We start from the raw sequence: 23,550 nt of genomic DNA, 5'->3' as shown, positions 1-23,550 counted from the left end.
CGCCCACCCTGTGCCTGGTGAACGACTGATCGCCCGCCGTGCCGAAAGGTGCGGCGGGCTTTTTGACTTCCGTATGGAACACCGGCTCGGGGAGGGCGTTCGGCTTCCGCAGCATCTTCTCCTCTCCCGGAGGCGCGGGCTTTTCGAGCGGTGGTTATCTGGTTGACAGGCCCGGTTGGGAGATAGCCAACAAACCGTGCTACATGGGCGATGAAATTCCCCCGCCCGGCGTACGACCTTGCCAACACATTGAGCGAGATCGGGCTGGCGCGGGCGCTACGTGCCACCCTTGCGCATCAGAGGGCGCGAATGATCGCCTTACTTAGCGATCTGCCCAAACCCGAATGGAAGCCAGAGATGCCGCCGCCGTCCGCGCTCATTTGCGAGCTGCCGGCGCTGCCCAGCCGTAGGCGTTGACTGATTTTTTCCGTTCCGGAAAATGCTGATGCATGTCGCGCAAAAGTGTACAGCGGTTTTGCGATAACGACATGCATAAAACAGCAACCTAAAGCGTCGCACGAGGCCGGTCAAACGCGACGCGCTTTAAGGCTTGCCTGTCGCAACCGATGGTAGTAGATTGATATGATTAATTCTAAAAGTTGAGCAGATGTGACAGGTTACTGGGTGCCATGGGCGAGCGCGGTGAGGAATACCTCCCTGAATGGATTGCAGGCCATCTGTCCGATGATCCGGTAATTGCCGGAGACATCTCGGCCAGAATTTGGAACATGAAGAACGTTGGGCTCCCGTCCCGTGGGATCAGGAGAAGCCAGCGGAAAGAAGCGTTGATCGAGGGCGGAGGTGAAGCTTTGGAAGCTCAGTCGACTCGCGCGATCACCGTCATCTTCCCAGACTCAACACCCATCATGCTACTGGCTGTCTTGGCGCTTTCTGTGCTGCTGCTCCTGGGCGTGGCAGGGTCCGGGCTATTAGATGAGGCGGTTGCGTCAAGGCTCTGATGGAAAGCGAGTTCGAACTGCTTGCTGTCGAGCGCGGAGAGGCAAGCCCGCATTTGCGCTCGTGGGCGAACCGGGCACCCGGAAATATGTCGGCAGTGCCTTCGTCAGCGTCAATCGCGAGATGCGCGAGCGGCTTTGGAAGCGCGTCCAGGAGCATGCCGGCGAGGCACCCAAGGACATGAAGAAGCGGCCGGCAACGCAGTGGGTGAAACCGGGCATGAAAGCCTGCGTGAAGCACTTGCGCGGCGAGGACGATCTTCGGCACGCCTTGCTTCCCAAAGCTTTGGGAAGACCAGGTGCGACGTGACTGTTTTCGCTCGTTAAAAATTGAGTATGGACTCTGATCCTGACAGGATTATGAATTATCCGGGCGCCGTTGTCGGGATGTCAGCGCACACCGTGCTCCTGCCCATCAAAGGAGGAGGACATGAGAAAGCCTCTGGCGCTCATCTTTGAGGACGAGCCGATGATCGTTATCGATATCGAGGCGTCACTCAGAGAGGCTGGCTTTACGGTGGCCTCAGAGCCAAGTTGCAGTCGTGCACGACTAATTTTGGCCCTTGTTGAGCCGGACGTCGTCATCCTGGACGTGCTCTTGCAGGACTGCATCAGCTCTTCGGTTGCTGAAGAACTCGTGGCCCGTAATGTCCTTTTGTAATTTACAGTGCCACGGACATCGAGGGCCGCGGTGAGGCTTTCAAGGCCGGTACTTTTGTCGCGAAACCTGCGGACGAATCCGTGCTTGTAGCTTTGGCGGATTCCATGGCTAGGGCATCCACGGCTGCGAGAACGCTTCGAGAAAGCTCGAGAGACGGGTGAGTGCTCTAAAATCCGCTGTCAGAAACTCAAAACCGCGCGACCGGCTACACCGAACGCATAAAGAGGCGACGAACCGCGCTGCGCCCCCGGCATGAGGCTCCACATCAGGCATCTCCGTGACGAGGAAGAACTGCGCCACGCCTCGGTGCTGGGCTCCAGCGACGAGGACGCCTCGGTCGCGCTCGCACGGACCACCCGCCAAATCGAGGAATGGCGGGTGGTCCTTTATCAGCGCAGGAAGGGACTTAGCTGCGCAGATCTCAGTTTCGTTCTTCGGTCCAATTCGTCAAAGTCCGATTATCCCTAGCTAACGACCATTCCAATCGCCAGGAACGCGGTGGAGACGGCCTCCGGAGCGAGCAACCAGCGGGCTCGGTGAACGCTATTTTCCATGGGCTCTCCCATGAACTCAAAGCGAGCAACTACTACGAGCAGCCGCCGTTCCGGGTGGCGCGATGTCCGGACTATTACGCGAAACCAGGTGAGACTTAGGTCCCGTCTCGGATCAGACCGAAGCCCAGCCAAGGAACGTTTGCAGCTGCCTGAGGTTTGAAGAGCCTGGCGCGAAGACGATGCCGTTCAGCGCAGGGAGGAGTATGATCATCATGTCGAACCGTGAGATTGGAGCGTCCCAGGCGCTGCGAATGCGCGTGGCCGACCTCAATGAGAGGATGCGCGGCGCCCGGATTACCGAGAGTGAACTGAAGACCTTTCGAAAGGTCGCGGCCGTCATGGAGGGCGGCAAGGGCAGAATCGATGCCGACGATTTGATTGCCGCATCCTTCGTCGTCGAGACGCTGGACTAGCCAAACCGCCTACAAGCTCTCCAGAATGCGAGGCGCTGCAATGTCCCTCTCTCCCAGCCTATTCTCTGTTGGCCTGACTTTCCAATGCCCGCAATGCGACTTCGCCGTTATCAAGAACGGCAGCTGGTTTCAGGTCGTTTCCCACTACAGGTGTGAGGGATGCGGACGCGAGATCCGGATTACCTATCGCGACAAGATTGCGATCTTCCAGAAGCACGCGCACTTGGCCATGCCGCCGCCGGGAGCGCGGTAGATGCGACAGATGTGCAGACCCCTTCACCGGATGTGAGCTCGAATTGCTGGGGTCGAGTGCGAGGCGCCGGCATTCGCTCTGATGGGCGAGATCGGCACGCGCAAGTATGTCGGCTCGGCCTTCACTGATTCCAGCCGCGCGATGGTATCACCAATCGCCCGGGCGCCTCGGTAGACAGGATTCGCCGACGTCGCGGGCATCTCTTGTGCTTGCGTTCATTCATGTCGCAGTGAGGAGGGGCATTGGCGATTCGCCAATGGCGGGGCAGGGCGGATCTGAACGGGGCTTTTCCACGAATGACATTGATGGGCGCGGCGGCACTGCTGATCCTGATCCTGACCTATGCCGGCGTCGCCGTCGGCAGGTTCCCCGGCTTGCGCCTCGACCGGGCAGGCATTGCGCTGCTCGGCGGTGCGGCGATGATCGCCATCGGCGCGCTCAGCCCGGAGGATTCCTACCGTGCCATCAATTTCGATACCATCACGCTGCTGCTCGGCATGATGATCGTTGTGGCGCATCTGAAAGTGTCGGGCGCTTTTCGCGCGCTCGGCGCCGTCGCCATCGAGCACGCGCACGCGCCGTTCATGCTGCTGGTGATGGTGACGCTGCTGACCGGCGTTCTGTCAGCGTTCCTGGTCAATGACGCGATCTGCCTGGTCATGGCGCCGATCGTCGTCCACGTCACCCGCGTCATCAACCGCAACCCGCTTCCCTATCTGATCGCTACCGCCACGGCGTCGAATTGCGGCAGCGTCGCCACCATCACCGGCAACCCGCAGAATATGGTCATCGGCGCGCTGTCGGGGATATCCTATCCGGCCTTCTCGGCAGCCCTGGCGCCGGTCGCGCTATTCGGCCTCATCGCCGTCATCGTCATAGTACGGATCGTCTATCGCGCCGAATTCGCGCGCAAGGCCGAGCTCAGCCCCGAGGTCTATCGCGGCCGCATGCTGCCGGGACAGGTGGTCAAGGCCGTGGTCGTCTGCATCGGACTGGCGATAGCCTTCTTTGCCGGCGTCCCGGTTGCCAAGGCGGCGCTCATAGGCGGCGCCATTCTTCTCGTGACCCGCGCAATCAAGCCGGCGCGCATCTACCGCGAGATCGACGGGCCGCTGCTGTTCATGTTCGCCGGCCTGTTCATCGTCGTCGCCGGCGCCGAGAAGACGCTGCTCAGCCCCGACATCGTCGCCTCGGCAAAAAACCTCGGGCTGGACGACGTCTGGCGGCTGTCCGGCTTCACCGCAGTGCTGTCCAACATCATGAGCAACGTTCCGGCCGTGCTGGCGCTGCGGCCGTTCATACCAGGCCTGGAAGACCCCGAGCGCGCCTGGCTGGTCGTCGCCATGAGCTCGACGCTGGCCGGCAATTTCACGCTGCTCGGTTCAGTCGCCAATCTGATCGTCGCCGAGTACGCGCGGGTCTCCGGCACACCACTGTCGTTCGCCGCCTTCTTCAAGGTCGGCTTGCCGCTGACGCTGGTCACGCTGCTTGCCGGGACGGCATGGCTGGCGCTCGGGTTTTAGGCCGCCGGCGCAGCAGCCTAGGCGGTTCAAGCGCAAGCCTGATCAGACTATTTGGCGTGGGTGGGCCAGAACGCCCAAATCAGCAAAGCTGCCAAAGCCAGCCAGAGCGCCACGACAAGAAACATCCCCGTCCTGCTTTGCGGGTGTTTTTCGAGCGCGGCAGCCCGCGCTCGAAACTCGTCCATCAGCGGCGGCGGAACAAGCCTTATGGCCAGGATTACGCCGAGCGGGACGATGATCAGGTCGTCGAGATAGCCGAGCACCGGAATGAAATCCGGGATCAGGTCGATTGGGGAAAGCGCATAGGCGGCCACCATCCCTGCAACAAACTTTGCAAACCAGGGCACCCGAGGATCGCGTGCGGCGAACCACAGGGCGACGACATCAAGCTTGATGTCGCGCGCCCGGCTCTTTGCCGCTTCCAGCCATGCTTTCATAGGGTTACTTTAGCACAGATTGTCGTCCGCCTGCATCCGAGCGGTTGCCGGTCGCGCAAAACCAGACCGTCCATAGCGCGTCCCAAAGGGCGTGCGGCGCTTTAGCACTCCGACGATTCGGTGCTGCTCGCCGGCTTCGCGCCCGAAACATAGGAGTCGAGAAAGTCCTGCGAGGCGACATCGTCGGCGAGGCTCCTCAGCTTTTCGGCCGCGGCCGCCCCCAAAATCGCCTCGACGCGCCGGTTGGCCTCGACCCACACGACATATGCCTGCTGGTATCGCGCTTTTCCGAGCGGCGTCAGTACAGCATGTTTCGTTCGCCGATCGTGGGTATCGTGGCGGACCTCGACCAGACCGTCTCGCACAAGCGGCCGCAGAGCGTGCGTCAGCGCTGAGATCTGGATCGCCAGGCGGCCGGCGAGGACCTGCAGCGTCGGCCCATCCTCGCCGTAAGCGGCCGCGAGCCCGTCGATCTGGCCGAGCAGAAGGGTTTGCGTTGACGTCAGCCCGGTTGGGACCAACGCCGCGTCATACAACTGGCCAAGCCGGCGCGCCGCACGGCGCAGCGACGAATTGATGCAAACGAAATCGCTCGGCATGCCGGGCGCTTCTGCATCTGGCTCGTCCCGATCTTCGAGCGTCGCAAACGATTCGACTGTTTTTTTCATCCTTACAAAATAGTTGAGGGCTGAAGCATTGCAAAGGGGCACAGATCTGGCTAGTTAGTTGAGCGCTCAACATTTGAGCGCTCAACATTCAGGAGATAACCCATGTCGAACTCCGCTTCCAAGCCGGTCGCCGTCGTCACCGGCGCCTCCGCCGGCATCGGCGCTGTCTATGCCGACCGCCTCGCTGCCCGTGGTTATGATCTTGTGCTCGTGGCGCGCCGCGCCGAACGCCTGAAAACCCTCTCGGCAAAGCTGTCGCGGGCCTATGGCGCCAAGGTCGAGGTGATCGGCGCCGACCTGACCAAGGAGGAGGGCTTGGCGCGTGTCGAGAAGGTGCTCGCCACTAACCCCGCCATCACCTTGCTTGTAAACAACGCCGGCAACGGCACGCTCGGATCGACGATAAACACGTCCGACGAGAATGCCGCGTCGACAATTGCGCTCAACATCACGGCGCTGACGCGCCTGACCCGAGCGGCGCTGCCGGCATTCCTGTCGCGCAACGCCGGGGCGATAATCAACATGGCCTCGGTCATGGCGCTGCACTCGCTGCCGATCACCTCTCTCTACAGCGGCACCAAGGGTTATGTGGTGAACTTCAGCCGTGGCCTGCAGGAGGAGCTTGCCGGAACCGGCGTCAGGCTGCAGCTCGTTCTTCCTGCCGCGACCGCCACCGAATTCTACGAGTTCGCCGGCATGCCGCTTTCAGCGTTCGACCCGGCAGTGGTGATGACCGCGGAAGACATGGTCGATGCGGCCCTGGCAGGGTTCGATCAGGGTGAAGCCATCACGCTGCCGTCGGTCCACGACCGCGCGCTTTGGGAAACCTATGACGCCGCCCGCGCCACCTTGTTCGCCGCGACGCAGACCGGCGAGCCGGCGCCTCGCTACCAGGCGGCTTGACGTCGCCGAACCGCCCTGCGAGCGCGCAGGGCGGTCTCCGCTGGCATGGCTAGGGCGACGTCACCGTCAGACGGCCTTTCATATTGGGATGGAAGCGGCAAAAATAGTCGACCGAACCTGCCGTCTTCAGCGTCAGGCTCGCCGATGTCTTCGGCGGGATCATCACCTCCCAGCCGCCTTTGACGGTCGCCGTGTGGGCGAACACGTCCTTGTTGACCCACTCGATCGTGTCGCCGACCTTCGCCTCGATGCTAGCGGGCGAAAACACCAGTTTCTCGATCGTCACCTCGATCGTTTCGGCCTTGGCTGGTGCGGCAGCAATAATTAGTGCCATTGCAATCCATAGATGTCGTTTCGACACCGTTGGTGCTGTTCTCATTTCAGCATGCCGGCGACATGTTCGGCATGCTGTTCATGGCCCTGGAATAGCTTCAGGCCGGTCTCCAGCAGGCTCTTCAGTTCGGCATTCTCGACCGAGGGGATCAGCAGGGTTTCGAGCGCGCCGTTGACCTGCTTGTGGTAGGCGACCTCGTTGTCGACATAGGCCTTGTCGAACGCGGCGCCGTCGAGCTTGGCGAGCTTCGCCCGTTCCTCGTCCGCCGCCTTGGTCAGCGCCTTGCTGGTGGCGTTGTCCTCTGGCGTTACGTTGAGCTTCTTGACCAGGTCAAGGGCTTGTTTGTTTACGGCTTCATGGTCTCGCACCATGTCTTTGGCGAAATCGAGAATCTCCTTGTTCTTCGATTTCTTCAGCGCTTGCATGGCCGCCTCGACGTCAAGCACGCCGGCTGTGTAGGCGATGTGGGCGATCTGCGGGTCGCTCGGCTTGTCGGAGGCTTGCGCCAACGTCGCTGCGCTGAGCAGGAAAAGCGCTGCCAGTGCGGTGGTCGATCGAATAAACATGACGTTCTCCTTCGCCGGATGCGGTTGGCTCCGGGCATTTTCAGTTGACGATGATTGGATGCCGGAAGGGGGCAAACGTTCCCGGGAATTGAGGAAAATCAGTCTGTAAAGCCAAGCCGCTGCATCACCGCGGCGGTCAGCCTGTCACACCGGCGGCCGGCGAAGGGGAAGGCATCGAGCAGCACCGGGCCGATCTGATCGGCCAGCGCCTTGCGGACGAGGGCGCGGGCGCGGTGCAGCCGGGTCTTGACGGTTTCGGGCCGCACATCAAGCAATTCGGACGTCTCGTCTATGCTGAGACCCTCGATCACCCGCGCCACGAATACTGTCCGGTAGACATCGGGAAGGCGATCGGTCGCCCGTTCGACAAGCTCGAGGATCTGCCGTTGCGCCATCATCCGCTCCGGATCGTCGCTGGGATTGAGGGGGAACTTGATGATTTCGGCTTGTAGATTTTGCGGCATCGCTACCGTTCGCCGCCCTTTGCGCAAACGCCCAAGCGCCTCGTTGATGACGATGCGTGACAGCCATGTGGCGAGAGAGGATTCGCCGCGAAAATCCCCGAGCTGGGCAAAGGCCCTGACATAGGCCTCCTGTACGATGTCTTCAGCCTCGCTGTCGTTGCGGACGACGCTGCGGGCGATACGATAGAGTCGCTGGTTGTGCATTTTGATAATTGTGTGGAAGGCTCCGCCCTCGCGCGCCAGCGCACGGCCGACAAGCTGCATCTCGCCAGGTGCGGCGGGCATGACGGTCGCAGACATGACCGGTTTCCTCATCGCGAGCCAATCTCCTGACCGGAGGGCAAATCCTCCGATCGAAACATTGGACGGCCTAACCGGCAAAAGGTTCCGAACATTTTTCCCGGCGGCCAGCACCGCCTACGCTACCGCTTCCACCAGCAGCTTGTCTGCAGCTTGCGCGCGCCGTTGCGGCCAGCAGATCGGCCGGGCCGAGGATGCGCCTGTTGGAAGACCCCCTGCCGTCGCTCAAGCTCCCGCCGCCGCGGCGAGGCCGCGTGCCAGATCGGCCTTCAAATCCTCGACATCCTCGAGCCCGATCTGCAGGCGGATGAGCGGGCCGTCATAAGGACCCTTGGCGACGACGCGGTCGCCGAGGAACACCGGCACCGCAAGGCTCTCATAGCCGCCCCAGGAATAGCCGAGGCCGAATATCCTGAGCGCGTCGAGGAAGGCATGCTGCTGTTTCTGGTCGCCGCCCTTGAGCACGATCGAAAAAATGCCGCTCGAGCCGCAGAAGTCGCGCTTCCAGAGATCGTGATCGGGGTGGCTGCCAAGCGCTGGATGCAGCACGCGCGCCACGCCCGGCTGGCCCTCCAGCCAGACGGCGATGGCCAGTGCGCTGCGCTGATGGCGGTCCAGCCGTACGCCCATGGTGCGCAGGCCGCGCAGCACCTGATAGACATCGTCCGGCCCGGCGCAGCAGCCCATTGTGTAGAAGGTCTCGCAAAGCTGTTTCCAGCAGGCGTTGTTGGCCGACGCGGTGCCGAGCAGCACGTCGGAATGGCCAGCCGGATATTTCGTCGCCGCATGGATCGAGATGTCGACGCCATGGTCGAGCGGTCGGAAGTAGAGCGGCGTCGCCCAGGTGTTGTCCATCATGACGATCGCACCTGCGGCATGTGCCGCGCTGGCAATAGCTGGTATGTCCTGCACCTCGAAAGTGTTGGAGGCCGGCGATTCGGTGAACACGACCCTGGTGTTGGACTTGATCAGCGCGGCAATAGCGGCGCCGACATGCGGATCGTAGTACTCGACCTCGATGCCCAGCCGTTTCAGCATCGTGTCGGCGAAATTGCGGGTCGGGTGATAGACGGAATCGACGATCAGGACATGGTCGCCCGCCGATAGGAAGGCGAGCAGCGGCAGCGTCACCGCCGCCAGGCCCGAGGGCACCACAATCGTGCCGGCCGAGCCTTCCAGCCCGTCGATGGCGCTGGCAAGGGCGTCGGTGGTCGGCGTGCCGCGCGTGCCGTAGGTGTATTTCTGGCTGCGTGCCGCCATCGTCGCCGCGTTGGGATAGAGCACGGTCGAGGCATGCACGACCGGCGGATTGACGAAGCCGAAATAGTCGTGCGGATTGTTGCCCGAATGGGCAAGCCGCGTGTTGATGCCCATTTCGTTGCCGTCTTTTGTCATTGCGCTTCGCCTCTGATGAAGCGCTAGCCATAGTGCGGCGGCATTGGCCGCGCAACCGTCCGCCATCCGCCAGCCGGCGGACTTCGGATATGCCAATTGATTCGCTGACAACCCTGTAATGCGTGGCGTTCCGAAGGCGGATTTTCAAAGGCCCAGCCCCGACTTGCGTCGACCGGGCCTTGCCGGCTTTGTTCGCACTCATGGCTAATTTCCCGGCGCGTTTGTCTGCAATTCAGGCATTTGCGGCAATTGGTTTTCAAACTGTTTCGGTTTCGGTCATTTTCCTTGACCTCACTGAAATAATCGCCTTCGATGCAGTTCGTGAATGGGAGGCAGCGCGTCGGTTGCGATGCGGGGTTCCGGGAATGGGCCGGAACGGGAAGCTGCGTTCACACGGAAAAAAGTCAGGTTCGCCTGAAAAAAACAGAAAAGGGTCTGTGGGTTATGAAACACATTGCAATCGGCATCCTGGGCGCCGCCGCGCTTGGATTGGTGGCTTCGGCCGCGTCGGCGGCCACGCTCGACGACGTCAAGGCCAAGGGCTTCATCCAATGCGGCGTCTCGACCGGTCTGGCCGGCTTCTCGGCGCCGGACGACAAGGGCGACTGGCAAGGCATCGATGCGGATTTCTGCCGCGCTGTCGCGGCCGCCGTTTTCGGCGATGGCACCAAGGTCAAGTTCACGCCGCTCAGCGCCAAGGAACGCTTCACCGCACTGCAGTCAGGCGAGATCGACCTCCTGTCGCGCAACACCACCTGGACCATCAACCGCGATACGGCGCTTGGGCTGAATTTCGTCGGTGTCACCTACTATGACGGCCAGGGCTTCATGATCAATGCCAAGAAACTGCCGGGCGTGAATTCCGCACTGCAGCTTTCGGGCGCGGCGGTCTGCGTGCAGAGCGGCACCACGACCGAACTCAACCTTGCCGACTATTTCAAGTCGAACAAGATGGAATACAACCCGGTCGTCTTCGAAAAGCTGGAAGAGGTCAACGCCGCCTATGACGCCGGCCGCTGCGACGTCTACACCACCGACCAGTCCGGCCTCTACGGCATCCGCCTGACGCTCGGCGCACCCGCCGACCACGTCGTGCTGCCCGAGATCATCTCCAAGGAACCGCTCGGACCGGCCGTGCGCCAGGGCGACGACCAATGGTACCACATCGTCAAGTGGACCTACTTTGCGCTGCTCGGCGCCGAGGAACTCGGCATCACCAAGGCCAATGTCGAGGAGATGAAGACCTCGGACAATCCTGAGATCAAGCGTGTGCTCGGCCAGGAGGCCGATACCAAGATCGGCACCGATCTCGGCGTCTCCAACGACTGGGTCGTCAACATCGTCAAGGCAGTTGGCAATTACGGCGAAATGTTCGAACGCAATGTCGGTTCGGGCAGCCCGCTGAAGATCGCGCGCGGCATCAACGCGTTGTGGACCAAGGGCGGCCTGCAATACGCTCCGCCGATCCGCTGATCGAAATGTGATCCGGAAGGCAGCGTTCCTGCCTTCCGGTTTCTCTTTCCAGGGGATGGTCGAATGGCATCGCAGGAAATTCTTCGCGAGGAGCCAAGCCGCGGCTCCTTTATCAACGATCCGAAGGTCCGCGGCATATTCTTCCAGGCGGTGGTCGTCATCGTGCTGGTGGCGTTGGTCTGGTGGATCGTCCAAAATACCATCGACAATCTGACGCGCCTGCACATTGCATCAGGCTTCGGCTTCCTAAGGGGCCGCGCCGGTTTCGACATCAGTGACAGCGCCATCGCCTATTCGTCGGATTCGACCTATGGCCGCGCCATTGCGGTCGGCTTCATCAACACGCTCATCGTTGCCGCCGCCGGCATCATTACCGCCACCATCATCGGCTTCATCCTCGGCATCGGCCGGCTTTCGCACAACTGGCTGATCCGCAAGATCTGCATGGTCTATGTCGAGGTCTTCCGCAACATTCCGCCGCTGCTGGTTATCTTCTTCTGGTATTCCGGCGTGCTTGCCGTGCTTCCCATACCGCGCGAGAGCATCAACCTGCCTTTCGGCTCGTTTCTCAACCAGCGTGGCTTCTATTTTCCGCGCGCCGTCTGGGGCGACGGCTCCTGGTTGATCTTCGTCGCTTTGCTTGTCGGCATCGCCATGGCGTGGTTCGTTGCCCGCAAGGCGCGTCAGCGGCAGATGGCGACCGGCCAGCAATTCCCGGTGTTCTGGACGTCGGCGGCGCTGATCGTCGGCCTGCCGTTGCTTGCCTATGCGCTGAGCGGCTTCCCGCTGAGCTTCGACTATCCAAAGCAATCGACCTTCAACCTGACTGGCGGCTTCCAGGTCAAGCCGGAGTTCCTGTCGCTCTATCTGGCGCTGTCCTGCTATACTGCGGCCTTCATCGCCGAAATCGTGCGCGCCGGCATCATGGGCGTCAGCAAGGGCCAGAGCGAAGCAGCCGGTGCGCTGGGTCTGCGTCCAGGATCGATCCTGCGGCTTGTGGTTGTTCCGCAAGCCATGCGCATCATCATTCCGCCATTGACCAGCCAGTATCTGAACCTGACCAAGAACTCTTCGCTCGCCATCGCCATCGGTTATCCGGATCTGACGGCGACCGCCGGAACGGTGCTGAACCAGACCGGCCAGGCGATCGAGTGCGTGCTGATCATGATGGTGGTCTATCTCGTGCTCAGCCTGCTGACCTCGGCGGTGATGAACGTGGTCAACGCCAGGATGGCGCTGGTGGAGAGGTAGCGACATGCAGGAACACGATACCTCCTGGGTTCGGACCGAAATGGCGCTGTCGCAACAGGCGCCCGCCGGCGTGCGCGGTCTGGGGGCCTGGATCCGCAAGAACCTGATCGCGTCGACCGGCGACACCATCCTGACCATCGTCGGCATCGTACTGGTCGCGATGATCCTGCCGCAGATTATCAATTGGGCCTTCATCAACGCCCAATGGACCGGAACCGACCGCACCTTCTGCGCCACGGTGGCGCAGGGCGGCATCCAGCCGGACGGCTGGTCCGGCGCCTGCTGGGCCTTCGTCAACGCCAAGTTCGGCCAGTTCATGTTCGGCCGTTATCCGATCGAGGAGCGCTGGCGGCCGATCCTGGTCGCCATCCTGTTCGTGGTGTTGCTGGTGCCGTTGCTCATCCCGCGCGTGCCGCGCAAGGGGTTGAACGCCATCCTGTTCTTCCTGGCACTGCCGATCGTTGCCTTCATCCTGCTGACCGGCGGCGTGTTCGGCCTGCTGCATGTCGAAACTCCGCTGTGGGGCGGCCTGCTGGTGACGCTCAGCCTGTCCTTCGTCGGCATTGCTGTTTCACTGCCGGTCGGCATCGTGCTGGCGCTCGGCCGGCGCTCGAAGATGCCGATCGTCAAGACGCTGTGCGTCATCTTCATCGAGACGGTGCGCGGCATCCCGCTGATCACCGTGCTGTTCATGGCCAGCGTCATGCTGCCGCTTTTCCTGCCGGCCGGCGTCACCTTCGACAAGTTGCTGCGCGCGCTGATCGGCGTATCGTTGTTTGCCGCTGCCTATATGGCCGAAGTGGTGCGCGGCGGCCTGCAGGCGATCCCCAAGGGCCAGTATGAGGGTGCCGATTCGCTCGGCCTCGGCTACTGGCAGAAGATGGGCCTGATCGTGCTGCCGCAGGCGCTGAAGCTGGTCATTCCCGGCATCGTCAACACCTTCATCGGCATGTTCAAGGACACCAGCCTTGTCTACATCATCGGCATGTTCGACCTGCTCGGCGTCGTCAAGCTGCACTTTTCCGACGCCAACTGGGCGACGCCGCAGACCGCCAGGTCCGGCCTGGTGTTTGCAGCCTTCGTCTTCTGGCTGTTCTGCTTCGGCATGTCGCGCTATTCGATGTTCACGGAACGCCGGCTCGACACCAGCTACAAACGCTAAGAACAAAAAAGGGAACCCTCCATGGCCACAGAAAATGCCGTCAGCGCGGAAGAGATCAAGGTCAATGCCGCCAAGATGCATATCTCCGACACCGATGTCGCCATCGACATCATCGCCATGCACAAATGGTACGGCGAATTCCATGTGCTGAAGGACATCAACCTGAAGGTGATGCGCGGCGAGCGGATCGTCATTTGCGGCCCTTCGGGCTCCGGCAAATCAACGATGATCCGCTGCATCAACCGGCTGGAAGAGCACCAGAAAGGCAAGATCATCGTCGACGGCAAGGAATTGACCAACGATCTCAAGAAGATCGACGAGGTGCGCCGCGAGGTCGGCATGGTGTTCCAGCACTTCAACCTGTTCCCTCATTTGACCATCCTGGAAAACTGCACGCTGGCGCCGATCTGGGTGCGCAAGACGCCGAAGAAGCAGGCCGAGGAAATCGCCATGCACTTCCTCACGCGCGTCAAGATCCCGGAACAGGCCAACAAATATCCCGGCCAGCTTTCCGGCGGCCAGCAGCAGCGCGTCGCCATCGCCCGCTCGCTATGCATGAACCCGCGCATCATGCTGTTCGACGAGCCGACCTCGGCGCTCGATCCGGAAATGATCAAGGAGGTGCTGGAGACGATGGTTGGCCTCGCCGAAGAAGGCATGACAATGCTCTGCGTCACCCACGAGATGGGCTTTGCCCGCAAGGTCGCCAACCGGGTGATCTTCATGGATCAGGGCCAGATCGTCGAGCAGAACACCCCGGCCGAGTTCTTCGACCATCCGCGCCACGAGCGCACAAAACTGTTCCTGTCGCAGATCCTGCACTGATCGCTCTCATGCAAATCAAAAAAGAGCCCGGCCGAAACCGCCCGGGCTCTTTTTGCGTCTGAGCCGTCAGCCCCCGATTGCGCCCCAATTGCGAGGCCGTTCCCTCATGAGAAAGCCGTCCCTCGTGAAAAAGCTTGGGCGTTTTCTCGCCATTCTGGTGGTGGCAATAGTGCTTGCCGTGATGCTGGGCACAGTCATTCCACGGCCGCTCTTGTCGGCGGCCGCCGCCGATCCCGTCGCCACCAGGCACATCCTGGTGCTGAAAAATCCGATCCACACCGATATCGCCATTCCGGTCGATGACGATGTGCGCAGACGCTTCCATTTCCTGGTCGATGGCGGCATTCCGGCCGGCATGGCCGAGGTCCGCTACATCGTCTTCGGCTGGGGCGGCCGCGCCTTCTATCTGGAGACGCCGACCTGGTCGGAACTGAAGGCCGTGCCGGTGATGAAGGCGCTGACTTTGGACGCATCGGTGATGCATGTCGATGTCGCCGGCAATATTGTCGAGCCGCATGCCGACGTGGCCGGCTTCGACATCAGCGAGCAGCGTTTTGCAGCGCTGCTCGACTTCATCGCCGCGAGTTTCCAGCAAGGGCCGAACGGTCCGATCCTGATCGAGAATGACGCCTATTCCAGGTTCGACCGCTTTTACGAAGCCAACGGCCATTTCAATGCGCTGGTTGGCTGCAACACCTGGACGGCGGCGGCTCTACGTATCGCCGGCCTGCGGACAGGCTGGTGGAATCCGCTGCCGGCCTTGCTGGACATATCGATGCGGATTTATAATTGATGGTCGCAGACACGCCCGAACGGATCAGTCGGTCTTGCGGTTACGTGCGCTACGCCAAAATTTCTCGGTTATCTTGGGAAGATCGCTGACGTCGATGTCGACCTCCGGCCGCGCGATCAACCAAGCGATCTCGGCTTTCTGAGCATCCGTTAAAGGTGGAGGATTCCTCGGATCGATTTCATGTCGGATGACTTCGGCCACAGCGCCTTAATACTCAGTGCTGGCACTGCAGTCGAATGCGAGCGCCTCATTCCTTCGCACCCCCCTCCGGCCTGCCGGCCATCTCCCCCGCAAGGGGGGAGATCAGCAGCTTCGGCGCTCCGCTCACTCCTGCAACGTTGCAGATTGGCGAAGGCCGCAGTGACGGCCAATCTCCCCCCAAGTGGGGGAGATGTCCAGCAGGACAAAGGGGGCGCTGTCCCGCCAGACGGTCGAGTTTTCATCGCCGATCGACGATTTCCGGCGGCCGCCAGCCATAGAGCCAGTCGAGATCGGCCGCGAGCTTTTCCGGCGAGCGCAGCTTCAGGAACAGGTTGCGCGCGACGGCCACCGGCCCCGCTGCATGCCAGGCGAAGCGGTTGACGGCACCGCGGCGGGCGACCCTGGCGATGCGCGGGCGCCGCACCTTTTCCCAGGCGGCAAGCGCGCTCCCTGGATCGGCAGGCGAGGCGGCGACAAAGCCGGCAAGGGTTGCGGCATCCTCGATCGCCATCGCCGCGCCCTGCGCCGCAAACGGCGTCATCGCATGCGCCGCGTCGCCGATCAGGGCGATGCCGGCGGGCGTCGTCGTCCATGGCTGTGCTTGGTCGACCGTATGGATCGGCCATGCGGTCCACGGGCCGGCGTCCTCGGCAAGACGGGCCAGTGCTGGCGCCGTGCCACGCATGGCGCCGGCGAGGATATTGGGGTCGGCGTGGCCCGACCAGCCCTCGGCGATGATCTCGCCCCTGGTGAAGGCGGCCAGATTGAAAGCCGTGCCGTTACTGACCGGATAGGTGACGAGGTGGAAGCCGGGATGCAGGAAGGTGGTCACGCAATTGGCGGCGCCGACCGCCGCAACGGCTTCTCCCGCGACGCTGTCTGCACTGATCGTAGCGCGCCAGGCAAGCTCGCCCGAAAACCGGCTTTTGGCCGCAAGCCCGCCAAAAGCGCGGATCGCCGACCAGACACCGTCGGCGCCGATCAGCAGAAAGCCGTCGGCTTCCACCGTCTTGCCGGCAATCTCGACTGTTGCCGTGTTATGGCGCGGTCCTGTGGCGACGCCGCTGACGCGCGCGCCGGTGGCGAGACTGATGTCCGGCTGTTCGGCGATCCGCGCCATCAGCGCGTCTTGCAGGTCGGCCCGATGAGCGACGAGATAGGGCGCCTGCCAGCGCCTTTCGGCTGCTTCGCCAAGCGGCACCCGCGCCAGCTCGCGCAGCGTGGCCGCCTCCTTGAGCACGACCGCCTCCGGCCGCATCGCCGCCGGCAACAGCCGGTCGAGCACGCCGAGGTGGCGAAGGATGCGCGTCGCGTTGGGTGAGAGCTGGATGCCGGCGCCGGCGGCTTCGAGGCGCGGCGCCTGTTCGAACAGCCGCACCAGATAGCCGCGCTCGGAAAACGCCAGCGCCGCAGTCAGTCCAGCGACGCCGGCTCCGGCGATAACCACCTGCCGGGACCGGGTGTCGTCCATGCGGATGGCGTGCGCGTCAGGCAGCCTGGTCGATATAGAGGCATCCCGCAGGCTGCGTTTCCGTCGCCTTCAGCTTTGGCGAATAGCGATAAAGGGTCGAGCAATAGGGGCAGACCTTTTCATTGTCGTCGCCCATGTCGAGAAACACATGCGGATGGTCGAAAGGTGGGTTGGCGCCGGTGCACATGAATTCCTTGACGCCGATGTCGATCGCCGCATAGCCCGCATCGTTCTGGAAATGGGGAATGGAACCGCCTGCCATCGTCGTCTCCTATATTTGACGCATGACCCCGGATCATGCGCAAAATCAAAATTCCACCGCGACCTTTGCGCGTCCAAAGGACGCGCCGCGCTGTACCTGGATTGCATCTGGATCATAAGCAGTCTCTTTGCAAGATCGATGAAATCAAACTGTCGTAAAAGCCTGTCACAGGATAAGCTAAGCCGGTTAAGGCATGGTCCGAAAACCGAATTCGGTTTCGCTGGGGATCATGCGTAGCTTAAGTGTGGGAGCGTCCTTTGCGCGTCCGCAAAGACGCGCCACGCTGTGGCCAGCGGTGCGAAACGAGCAGGAACCATGAACGAACTAAAGCCGGTGCAGAGCGAATTCACCACTGTCGAGGTGGCGAGCCCCGAGGGCGGCAACCCGGACCGCTTCGTCAACCGCGAGTTTTCCTGGCTGCAATTCAACCGCCGCGTCCTCGAGGAATCGCTGAACGCCAATCATCCGCTGCTCGAGCGTGTCCGCTTCCTGTCGATTTCGGCCGCCAATCTCGACGAGTTCTTCATGGTCCGCGTCGCCGGTCTCGCCGGCCAGGTTCGCGAAGGCATCACGCTGAAGAGCCCGGATGGCCGCACCCCCGTACAACAGCTGGAACAGTTGCTGCGCGAGGTCGAGCGCCTGCAGGAGGACCAGCAGAAAAGCCTTTCCGCGCTGATGCTGCTGCTCGACAAGGAAGGCATCGAGAGCATCAGCCGCGATGCGCTGACCAAGGACGAGAAGACCTGGCTCGAGGATCATTTCCAGGAGCAGGTGTTTCCGGTGCTCACACCGCTTTCGATCGACCCGGCGCATCCGTTCCCATTCATTCCCAATCTCGGCTTCTCGATGGCCCTGCAACTGCGCCATCGCAGGAATGGCGAAGAGATGAGCGCCCTGTTGCGTCTGCCGGTGGCGCTGAAGCGGTTCATCCGCTTGCCTGACCGCAAGCGTCATTTCCGCTTCATTCCGCTGGAAGAGGCGGTCGGTCTCTATATCGGCAAGCTGTTCCCCGGCTACGAAGTCAAGGGCTCCGGCACGTTCCGCATCATCCGCGACAGTGACATCGAGGTCGAGGAAGAGTCCGAGGATCTCGTGCGCCTGTTCGAGACGGCGCTGAAGCGCCGCCGCCGCGGCTCGGTCATCCGCATCGAATTCGACAAGCTGATGCCGGCCGAACTGCGCGAGTTCGTCGCCGGCGAGCTTGGCGTCTCGTCGAGCCGCATCAGCGTGCTCACCGGTCCGCTGGCGCTCAGCCAGATTTCCGAGATCGTCGCCATCGCCCGCGACGATCTCAAGTTCACGCCCTATAATCCGCGCTTTCCCGAGCGCATCCGCGAGCACGGCGGTGACTGTTTCGCCGCCATCCGCGAGAAGGACATCATCGTTCATCACCCCTACGAATCCTTCGACGTGGTGGTGCAGTTCCTGCGCCAGGCGATGGCCGACCCGGAAGTGGTGGCGATCAAGCAGACGCTCTATCGCACCTCGAACGACAGCCCGATCGTGCGCGCTTTGGTCGACGCGGCGGAGGCCGGCAAGTCGGTGACGGCGCTGGTCGAGCTCAAGGCACGTTTCGACGAGGAAGCCAACATCCGATGGGCGCGCGACCTCGAGCGCGCCGGCGTTCAGGTCGTGTTCGGCTTCCTCGAACTGAAGACCCATGCGAAAATGTCGCTGGTGGTGCGGCGCGAGGACGGCAAGCTGCGCAATTACGTGCATCTCGGCACCGGCAACTACCACCCGGTCACCGCGCGCATCTACACCGACCTGTCCTTCTTCACCACCGATCCGACGATCGCCCGCGATGTCGCCCAGCTGTTCAATTTCATCACCGGCTACGCCGAGCCGACCGAGGAGATGCGGCTGGCCATCTCGCCGTTCACCCTGCGCAAGCGCATCCTCAAGCACATTTCGGAGGAGATTTCGCATGCGCTGGAGGGCAGGCCGGCCCGCATCTGGATGAAGATGAATTCGCTGGTCGACCCGATCATCATCGACGCGCTCTATGACGCCAGCCGCGCCGGCGTCGAGATCGATCTCGTCGTGCGCGGCATCTGCTGCCTGAGGCCCCAGGTGCCGGGCCTGTCGGAAAACATAAGGGTCAAGTCGATCGTCGGCCGCTTCCTCGAACACAGCCGCATCTATTGTTTCGGCAACGGCCACGGATTGCCGTCGGACGGGGCGGTCGTCTACATCTCATCGGCCGATTTGATGCCGCGCAATCTCGACCGCCGCGTCGAAACCATGGTGCCGATCACCAATCCAACGGTGCATGAACAAGTCCTCGGCCAGATCATGCTGGGCAACATCATGGACAACCAGCAAAGTTTCGACGTATTGGCTGACGGAACCTCCCGGCGCGCCACGCTCGAGGAGGGCGAGGAACCGTTCAACGCGCAGGAATATTTCATGACCAATCCGAGCCTTTCCGGACGTGGAGATGCGCTGAAATCGCATGCGCCCAAGCGCATCGCGCAGTTCAAGCGCCGCAAGAAAAACGGCGCAGCGACCGGCTGATGATTTCAACGTCCCAGGGCCGGCTTCAGGACCGCCGACCGCTGTCCATCATCGACATCGGGTCGAACTCGATCCGTCTTGTCGTCTATGAGGGGCTGGCGCGCTCGCCGACCACGCTGTTCAACGAAAAGATGCTGGCCGGCCTCGGTCGCGGTATCGTTTCGACCGGAAGGCTCGATCCCGAGGCGGTGACCCGCTCGATGGAAGAATTCCGCCGTTTCCGCGCGCTGTCCGAGCAGGCCGGCGCCGAGCGTATGTATGTGCTGGCGACCGCCGCCGCCCGCGAGGCGGTCAACGGCCCCGATTTCATCCACCGCGCCGAAGATGTGCTCAAGACCGAGGTCCAGGTGCTGAGCGGGCGCCAGGAAGCGCATTATTCCGCGCTCGGCGTCATTTCCGGCTTCCACCCGGCCAACGGCATCGCCGGCGACCTCGGCGGCGGCAGCCTCGAACTGGTCGACGTCGACGGCGAGGCAATCGGCGACGGCATCACGCTGCCGCTGGGCGGTCTGCGCCTGCAGGACATGGCGAAGAACTCACTGGCCCAGGCGGGAAAGATAGCGCGCGACGAGCTCGCGAAGGCGAGGCTCCTGAAAGGCGGGCAGGGCAGGCCGTTCTATGCAGTCGGCGGCACCTGGCGAAACCTGGCCCGGCTCTACATGGAAATGACCAGCTATCCGCTGAGCGTCATGCACCATTACGAGATCGGCATCGACAGCGCTGCGAACTTCCTCAAGCAGGTCGCCAAGGGCGAGATCGAGAAGATAAGGGGTATCGAGGGCGTCTCAAAGAACCGCCGCTCGCTGCTGCCTTATGGCGCCATCGTGCTGCAGGAGATCATGGCGGCGATGCAGCCGTCCAAGATCATCGTCTCGGCGCTGGGCGTGCGCGAGGGCTTTCTCTATTCGCTGCTCGACAAAGCCGAGCAGAGGGCAGATCCGCTGATCTCGGCCTCGGAGGAACTCGCCCGGCTGCGTTCGCGCTCGGTCACCCACGCGCATGAGCTTGTCGAGTGGACGGGCAAGACATTCGCCGCCTTCGGCATCGAGGAGACCGTCGACGAGGCGCGTTACCGCCAGGCCGCCTGTCTGCTTGCCGACATCGGCTGGCGCGCGCATCCCGAATATCGCGGCAAGCAGTCGCTCAACATCATTGCCCACGCCTCCTTCATCGGCGTCGACCATCCCGGCCGCGCCTTCCTGGCGCTGGCCAACGCCTACCGTCATGAGGGCATCTTCAACGAATCGATCGCGCCGGAAATCAAGGCACTGGCAGCCCCGCGCTATATCGAGCGCGCCCGCGTGCTGGCCGCGGTGATGCGCGTCGTCTACCTGCTGACGGCGGCGATGCCGGGGGTCATGCCGCGACTGAAATGGGAGAGGCGCGGCAATGGCGTGCTGGCGCTGGTGCTGCCGTCGTCGCTGGCCGACCTTTACGGCGAGCGGCCGGCCGGGCGGCTGGCGCAACTGGCGAGGGTCACCAATCGCCGGCTGGTGCTGGCGGTCGAGGGCGGCTCCAGCGTTTCGGTCAAGTAGTCTGTCTCATCAAGTGGCGTCGGCGTCGATCCCAAAACCCTGGCCATCGACAGAATAGGCACCTGCGCCAGCCATCGCCAGCGCCAGAAAACCGCCTGATAGGGCGATGTCCTTCATCAGCATCTGTGAGTGCATGAAGGTCAGTGTCGGATCGTCGCCGCCCTGGCCAAAATGGCCGATGAAGCCTGCCGCGATGCAGAAGGCGGCAAGCAGGAGCGCCACGATCGAGGTGTTGAGGCCGACGAGGATAAGCAGTCCGGCGATCAGCTCGAACAGGCCCGTCGCCCAGGCTACGAGTGTCGGCAGCGGCAGGCCGAGGCCGGCAAAATAACCTGATGTGCCGGCAATGTCGCTAAGCGCGTGGAAGCCGGACGGAACGAATAGCGCGGCGAGAAGCAGTCGGGAAAACAGAAGCAGCGCATTGCGGGGCATTGGTCACCTCCGATGTCGGCCAGGCCGGTTGGCCTGTTCCTCCCCGACGCCTCGACCTTAGCAGAATTCGGGTCAGGCCACTCGGCCCGGCGAAAGTCTTGATAAACCGACAACGAAAAAGGGACGCGGAAAATTCCGCGCCCCTTGCTGCAAATCGTTCCTGGACCGCATCAGCCGCGCTTGGCGTCGACCGAATAGGCGCCAGCGCCCGAGGAAGCCAGCACGAGGAAGCCGCCGGCAATCGCCAGGTTCTTCATGAAGCTGATCATCTGCATCTGATCGGCCCAGCCGGTGTGGGCGACCAGTCCCGTGGCGACGGTGAAGACTGCCAGCACCCAGGCTGTGATCCGGGTCTGAAAGCCGATGAGGATGGCGAGACCGCCGAGCAGCTCGATCAGGCCGACGACAACGGCCGTTACGGTCGGCATCGGCAGGCCGATGCTGCCGAAGTAACCGGCGGTGCCGGCGATCGCAGTGAGCTTGCCGAAACCGGAAAGCACGAAGATGACTGAAAGCAGGACGCGGCCAAGCAGGATGGTGGCCGAGGGATTGGAAGCGGTGCCGGAACCGGCAACTGATGTGTTGGTGGACATGGTGGGCTCTCTCCGGAAGGGGTTGTTGTGTTCCCCCCAGATAGATCAGGTCGACTGTTCACCAAAGATGCGGATTTGGTTACAGATCGTTCACAGCAGTAACGTTTTTGCGATCAGCGTAAAATCATCCGGGATGCGTCATGTCCTCCGGCCGTACCAGGCGGTCGTAGTCGGCTTCGCTGACCAGCCCGGTGGCCAGCGCTTCCTCGCGCAAGGTCGTACCGTTCTTGTGCGCGGTCTTGGCGATCTTGGCGGCATTGTCGTAGCCGATGGTCGGCGCCAAGGCCGTCACCAGCATCAGCGAACGGTCGAGGGCGGCCCTGATATTGTCTTCCCGCGCTTCGATGCCGACGACGCAATTGTCAGTGAAGGAGATGGCGGCGTCGGCGAGCAGCTGCACCGACTGCAGGAAGTTATAGGCCATCAGCGGATTGTAGACGTTGAGCTCGAAATGGCCCTGGCTGCCGGCGAAGGTCACGGCCGCATTGTTGCCGAACACCTGGATGCAGACCTGCGTCAAGGCCTCGCACTGGGTGGGGTTGACCTTGCCCGGCATGATCGATGAACCTGGCTCGTTTTCCGGCAGCGACAGTTCACCAAGGCCGGAGCGCGGGCCGGAGCCGAGCAGACGAATGTCATTGGCAATCTTGAACAGGGCGCCGGCGCAGGCGTTGATGGCGCCATGCGAGAACACCATGGAATCATGGGCGGCCAGCGCCTCGAACTTGTTCGGCGCGGTGACGAAGGCGATGCCGGTGATCGCGGCGATGCGCGCCGCCACCTTCTCGGCAAAACCGACCGGCGCGTTGAGACCGGTGCCGACGGCGGTGCCGCCTTGCGCCAGTTCCTGCAGGCCGGGCAGCGTCATCTCGATGCGTTTGATCGAGGAGGCGACCTGCGCGGCATAGCCTGAGAATTCCTGGCCAAGGGTGAGGGGCGTCGCGTCCTGTGTATGCGTGCGGCCGATCTTGATGATGTGGGCGAAAGCTTTGGTCTTGGCTTCGAGCGCCGCATGCAAATGCTTCAGCGCCGGCAACAGGTCGTGCACGATGCGCTCGGCGCAGGCGATGTGCATCGCCGTCGGATAGGTATCGTTCGACGACTGGCTCATATTGACGTGGTCGTTGGGATGCACTGGCTTCTTGGACCCCATGACGCCGCCCAGCAGTTCGATCGCCCGGTTGGAGATCACCTCGTTGGCGTTCATGTTGGATTGCGTGCCCGAGCCGGTCTGCCAGACGACCAGGGGGAAATGATCGTTCAGCTTGCCGTCGATGACTTCCTGAGAGGCTTCGATGATCGCCTTGCCGATGGCCGGGTCGAGCCGCTTCAGCTCCATATTGGTTTCGGCCGCCGCCCGCTTGACGATGCCGAGCGCGCGAACGATCGACGCCGGCTGCTTTTCCCAGCCGATTTTGAAATTGCCCAGCGAACGCTGCGCCTGGGCGCCCCAGTAGCGGTCGGCGGCGACCTCGATGGGACCGAACGTGTCGGTTTCGGTTCTGGTCTCTGGCGCGCTCACGTGTCTCTCCGATCTGTCGAATTCGGCACCGGCGTATCGCGTTGCACAAATGGCTTCAAGCGGAGATTGCGGGCGGCATGAATGCA

The 23,550-nt window shown here is 62.3% G+C and carries 25 protein-coding genes; 13 read left to right on the top strand and 12 right to left on the bottom strand.

What is annotated here, in order from left to right:
• The first annotated feature begins 629 nt into the window (after positions 1-629).
• The 5 genes from AC0L3I_RS33905 (at position 630) to AC0L3I_RS33885 (ending at position 4,360) form a co-directional block, all read left to right on the top strand.
• Positions 630-959 (top strand): hypothetical protein, encoded by a 330-nt coding sequence (locus tag AC0L3I_RS33905; RefSeq protein WP_473486755.1) that lies wholly within the window; start codon positions 630-632, stop codon positions 957-959.
• Positions 960-1,020: 61 nt separating this feature from the next.
• Complete coding sequence (locus AC0L3I_RS33900) at positions 1,021-1,266, top strand: hypothetical protein (RefSeq protein ID WP_473529820.1); 246 nt, start codon at positions 1,021-1,023, stop codon at positions 1,264-1,266.
• Positions 1,267-1,386: 120 nt separating this feature from the next.
• Positions 1,387-1,617, top strand: coding sequence for a response regulator (locus AC0L3I_RS33895; protein WP_473529819.1), 231 nt, complete (start codon positions 1,387-1,389; stop codon positions 1,615-1,617).
• Positions 1,618-2,383: 766 nt separating this feature from the next.
• A complete protein-coding gene (locus AC0L3I_RS33890) occupies positions 2,384-2,584 on the top strand; it encodes a hypothetical protein (RefSeq protein WP_123150929.1) in 201 nt (66 codons plus the stop codon).
• A gap of 549 nt (positions 2,585-3,133) precedes the next feature.
• Positions 3,134-4,360 carry an anion transporter gene (locus AC0L3I_RS33885; RefSeq protein WP_473486757.1) on the top strand — a complete coding sequence of 409 codons (1,227 nt, stop codon included), beginning with the start codon at positions 3,134-3,136 and terminating at the stop codon, positions 4,358-4,360.
• A gap of 47 nt (positions 4,361-4,407) precedes the next feature.
• Here AC0L3I_RS33885 and AC0L3I_RS33880 read toward each other — a convergent pair whose 3' ends face one another.
• Positions 4,408-4,797, bottom strand: coding sequence for a YkvA family protein (locus tag AC0L3I_RS33880; RefSeq protein WP_473486758.1), 390 nt, complete (start codon positions 4,795-4,797; stop codon positions 4,408-4,410).
• Positions 4,798-4,898: 101 nt separating this feature from the next.
• The gene (locus AC0L3I_RS33875) at positions 4,899-5,396 is read right to left on the bottom strand and encodes a MarR family winged helix-turn-helix transcriptional regulator (RefSeq protein ID WP_473529818.1); all 498 of its coding nucleotides are present in this window, start codon (positions 5,394-5,396) and stop codon (positions 4,899-4,901) included.
• 171 nt (positions 5,397-5,567) lie between these two features.
• On the opposite strand from AC0L3I_RS33875, the gene AC0L3I_RS33870 reads away from it, so the two are divergent.
• Positions 5,568-6,368 carry an SDR family NAD(P)-dependent oxidoreductase gene (locus AC0L3I_RS33870; protein WP_473486760.1) on the top strand — a complete coding sequence of 267 codons (801 nt, stop codon included), beginning with the start codon at positions 5,568-5,570 and terminating at the stop codon, positions 6,366-6,368.
• Between the two features lie 49 nt (positions 6,369-6,417).
• On the opposite strand, the gene AC0L3I_RS33865 is transcribed toward AC0L3I_RS33870, so the two are convergent.
• The 4 genes from AC0L3I_RS33865 to AC0L3I_RS33850 all read right to left on the bottom strand — a co-directional run bounded on the left by AC0L3I_RS33865 (position 6,418) and on the right by AC0L3I_RS33850 (position 9,427).
• Positions 6,418-6,702: a cupredoxin domain-containing protein gene (locus AC0L3I_RS33865; protein WP_473486761.1), complete on the bottom strand. Its 285-nt coding sequence runs from the start codon at positions 6,700-6,702 to the stop codon at positions 6,418-6,420.
• A gap of 41 nt (positions 6,703-6,743) precedes the next feature.
• Complete coding sequence (locus tag AC0L3I_RS33860; RefSeq protein WP_473486762.1) at positions 6,744-7,268, bottom strand: DUF4142 domain-containing protein; 525 nt, start codon at positions 7,266-7,268, stop codon at positions 6,744-6,746.
• Positions 7,269-7,366: 98 nt separating this feature from the next.
• The gene (locus AC0L3I_RS33855; protein WP_473486763.1) at positions 7,367-8,032 is read right to left on the bottom strand and encodes an RNA polymerase sigma factor; all 666 of its coding nucleotides are present in this window, start codon (positions 8,030-8,032) and stop codon (positions 7,367-7,369) included.
• A 225-nt stretch (positions 8,033-8,257) separates the two neighbouring features.
• The gene (locus AC0L3I_RS33850; RefSeq protein ID WP_473486764.1) at positions 8,258-9,427 is read right to left on the bottom strand and encodes a cystathionine beta-lyase; all 1,170 of its coding nucleotides are present in this window, start codon (positions 9,425-9,427) and stop codon (positions 8,258-8,260) included.
• 444 nt (positions 9,428-9,871) lie between these two features.
• On the opposite strand from AC0L3I_RS33850, the gene AC0L3I_RS33845 reads away from it, so the two are divergent.
• The 5 genes from AC0L3I_RS33845 (at position 9,872) to AC0L3I_RS33825 (ending at position 14,931) form a co-directional block, all read left to right on the top strand.
• The gene (locus AC0L3I_RS33845; protein ID WP_352951723.1) at positions 9,872-10,900 is read left to right on the top strand and encodes an amino acid ABC transporter substrate-binding protein; all 1,029 of its coding nucleotides are present in this window, start codon (positions 9,872-9,874) and stop codon (positions 10,898-10,900) included.
• A gap of 63 nt (positions 10,901-10,963) precedes the next feature.
• Positions 10,964-12,151, top strand: coding sequence for an amino acid ABC transporter permease (locus tag AC0L3I_RS33840; protein WP_473486765.1), 1,188 nt, complete (start codon positions 10,964-10,966; stop codon positions 12,149-12,151).
• A gap of 4 nt (positions 12,152-12,155) precedes the next feature.
• The gene (locus tag AC0L3I_RS33835) at positions 12,156-13,313 is read left to right on the top strand and encodes an amino acid ABC transporter permease (protein WP_473486766.1); all 1,158 of its coding nucleotides are present in this window, start codon (positions 12,156-12,158) and stop codon (positions 13,311-13,313) included.
• A gap of 75 nt (positions 13,314-13,388) precedes the next feature.
• Entirely contained in the window at positions 13,389-14,138 is a 750-nt protein-coding gene (locus AC0L3I_RS33830) for an amino acid ABC transporter ATP-binding protein (RefSeq protein ID WP_174654397.1), read from the top strand.
• Positions 14,139-14,244: 106 nt separating this feature from the next.
• On the top strand, positions 14,245-14,931 hold the full coding sequence (locus AC0L3I_RS33825; RefSeq protein ID WP_473529817.1) for a TIGR02117 family protein: 687 nt from the start codon (positions 14,245-14,247) through the stop codon (positions 14,929-14,931).
• Positions 14,932-14,955: 24 nt separating this feature from the next.
• On the opposite strand, the gene AC0L3I_RS33820 is transcribed toward AC0L3I_RS33825, so the two are convergent.
• The 3 genes from AC0L3I_RS33820 to AC0L3I_RS33810 form a co-directional block, all read right to left on the bottom strand.
• On the bottom strand, positions 14,956-15,132 hold the full coding sequence (locus AC0L3I_RS33820) for a hypothetical protein (RefSeq protein WP_473486768.1): 177 nt from the start codon (positions 15,130-15,132) through the stop codon (positions 14,956-14,958).
• 238 nt (positions 15,133-15,370) lie between these two features.
• Positions 15,371-16,603, bottom strand: coding sequence for an FAD-dependent monooxygenase (locus AC0L3I_RS33815; protein WP_473489771.1), 1,233 nt, complete (start codon positions 16,601-16,603; stop codon positions 15,371-15,373).
• 16 nt (positions 16,604-16,619) lie between these two features.
• Positions 16,620-16,865, bottom strand: coding sequence for a zinc-finger domain-containing protein (locus tag AC0L3I_RS33810; protein WP_029354249.1), 246 nt, complete (start codon positions 16,863-16,865; stop codon positions 16,620-16,622).
• Between the two features lie 315 nt (positions 16,866-17,180).
• Between AC0L3I_RS33810 and AC0L3I_RS33805 the strand changes: the two genes are divergently transcribed.
• Positions 17,181-19,382, top strand: a complete 2,202-nt coding sequence (locus AC0L3I_RS33805) for an RNA degradosome polyphosphate kinase (RefSeq protein WP_473489770.1) — start codon at positions 17,181-17,183, stop codon at positions 19,380-19,382.
• On the top strand, positions 19,382-20,917 hold the full coding sequence (ppx, locus tag AC0L3I_RS33800) for an exopolyphosphatase (protein ID WP_473489769.1): 1,536 nt from the start codon (positions 19,382-19,384) through the stop codon (positions 20,915-20,917). Before AC0L3I_RS33805 ends, ppx begins: the two co-directional genes overlap by 1 nt.
• Before the next feature lie 9 nt (positions 20,918-20,926).
• Here the strand turns inward: ppx and AC0L3I_RS33795 are convergent, their stop codons facing one another.
• The 3 genes from AC0L3I_RS33795 to fumC all read right to left on the bottom strand — a co-directional run bounded on the left by AC0L3I_RS33795 (position 20,927) and on the right by fumC (position 23,464).
• Positions 20,927-21,349 (bottom strand): DoxX family protein, encoded by a 423-nt coding sequence (locus AC0L3I_RS33795; RefSeq protein ID WP_473489768.1) that lies wholly within the window; start codon positions 21,347-21,349, stop codon positions 20,927-20,929.
• Positions 21,350-21,519: 170 nt separating this feature from the next.
• Positions 21,520-21,942 carry a DoxX family protein gene (locus AC0L3I_RS33790; RefSeq protein ID WP_473489767.1) on the bottom strand — a complete coding sequence of 141 codons (423 nt, stop codon included), beginning with the start codon at positions 21,940-21,942 and terminating at the stop codon, positions 21,520-21,522.
• A gap of 124 nt (positions 21,943-22,066) precedes the next feature.
• The gene (fumC, locus tag AC0L3I_RS33785; RefSeq protein ID WP_473489766.1) at positions 22,067-23,464 is read right to left on the bottom strand and encodes a class II fumarate hydratase; all 1,398 of its coding nucleotides are present in this window, start codon (positions 23,462-23,464) and stop codon (positions 22,067-22,069) included.
• Positions 23,465-23,550 lie beyond the last annotated feature (86 nt).

Source organism: Mesorhizobium sp. WSM4840 (assembly GCF_055811755.1).
The sequence above is the reverse complement of the archived record's forward strand: the minus strand, read 5'-3'. Positions and strand labels throughout refer to the sequence as shown.

Coding starts and splice junctions, on each gene's coding strand:
- AC0L3I_RS33870 (WP_473486760.1), top strand. CDS start 5,568: ATGTCGAACTCCGCTTCCAAGCCGGTCGCCGTCGTCACCGGCGCCTCC.
- AC0L3I_RS33855 (WP_473486763.1), bottom strand. CDS start 8,032: ATGTCTGCGACCGTCATGCCCGCCGCACCTGGCGAGATGCAGCTTGTC.
- AC0L3I_RS33805 (WP_473489770.1), top strand. CDS start 17,181: ATGAACGAACTAAAGCCGGTGCAGAGCGAATTCACCACTGTCGAGGTG.
- AC0L3I_RS33815 (WP_473489771.1), bottom strand. CDS start 16,603: ATGGACGACACCCGGTCCCGGCAGGTGGTTATCGCCGGAGCCGGCGTC.
- AC0L3I_RS33825 (WP_473529817.1), top strand. CDS start 14,245: ATGAGAAAGCCGTCCCTCGTGAAAAAGCTTGGGCGTTTTCTCGCCATT.
- AC0L3I_RS33890 (WP_123150929.1), top strand. CDS start 2,384: ATGTCGAACCGTGAGATTGGAGCGTCCCAGGCGCTGCGAATGCGCGTG.
- AC0L3I_RS33840 (WP_473486765.1), top strand. CDS start 10,964: ATGGCATCGCAGGAAATTCTTCGCGAGGAGCCAAGCCGCGGCTCCTTT.
- AC0L3I_RS33810 (WP_029354249.1), bottom strand. CDS start 16,865: ATGGCAGGCGGTTCCATTCCCCATTTCCAGAACGATGCGGGCTATGCG.
- ppx (WP_473489769.1), top strand. CDS start 19,382: ATGATTTCAACGTCCCAGGGCCGGCTTCAGGACCGCCGACCGCTGTCC.
- AC0L3I_RS33795 (WP_473489768.1), bottom strand. CDS start 21,349: ATGCCCCGCAATGCGCTGCTTCTGTTTTCCCGACTGCTTCTCGCCGCG.
- AC0L3I_RS33790 (WP_473489767.1), bottom strand. CDS start 21,942: ATGTCCACCAACACATCAGTTGCCGGTTCCGGCACCGCTTCCAATCCC.
- AC0L3I_RS33860 (WP_473486762.1), bottom strand. CDS start 7,268: ATGTTTATTCGATCGACCACCGCACTGGCAGCGCTTTTCCTGCTCAGC.
- AC0L3I_RS33835 (WP_473486766.1), top strand. CDS start 12,156: ATGCAGGAACACGATACCTCCTGGGTTCGGACCGAAATGGCGCTGTCG.
- AC0L3I_RS33865 (WP_473486761.1), bottom strand. CDS start 6,702: ATGGCACTAATTATTGCTGCCGCACCAGCCAAGGCCGAAACGATCGAG.
- AC0L3I_RS33845 (WP_352951723.1), top strand. CDS start 9,872: ATGAAACACATTGCAATCGGCATCCTGGGCGCCGCCGCGCTTGGATTG.
- AC0L3I_RS33880 (WP_473486758.1), bottom strand. CDS start 4,797: ATGAAAGCATGGCTGGAAGCGGCAAAGAGCCGGGCGCGCGACATCAAG.
- AC0L3I_RS33905 (WP_473486755.1), top strand. CDS start 630: ATGGGCGAGCGCGGTGAGGAATACCTCCCTGAATGGATTGCAGGCCAT.
- AC0L3I_RS33875 (WP_473529818.1), bottom strand. CDS start 5,396: ATGCCGAGCGATTTCGTTTGCATCAATTCGTCGCTGCGCCGTGCGGCG.
- AC0L3I_RS33895 (WP_473529819.1), top strand. CDS start 1,387: ATGAGAAAGCCTCTGGCGCTCATCTTTGAGGACGAGCCGATGATCGTT.
- AC0L3I_RS33830 (WP_174654397.1), top strand. CDS start 13,389: ATGCATATCTCCGACACCGATGTCGCCATCGACATCATCGCCATGCAC.
- AC0L3I_RS33885 (WP_473486757.1), top strand. CDS start 3,134: ATGACATTGATGGGCGCGGCGGCACTGCTGATCCTGATCCTGACCTAT.
- AC0L3I_RS33850 (WP_473486764.1), bottom strand. CDS start 9,427: ATGACAAAAGACGGCAACGAAATGGGCATCAACACGCGGCTTGCCCAT.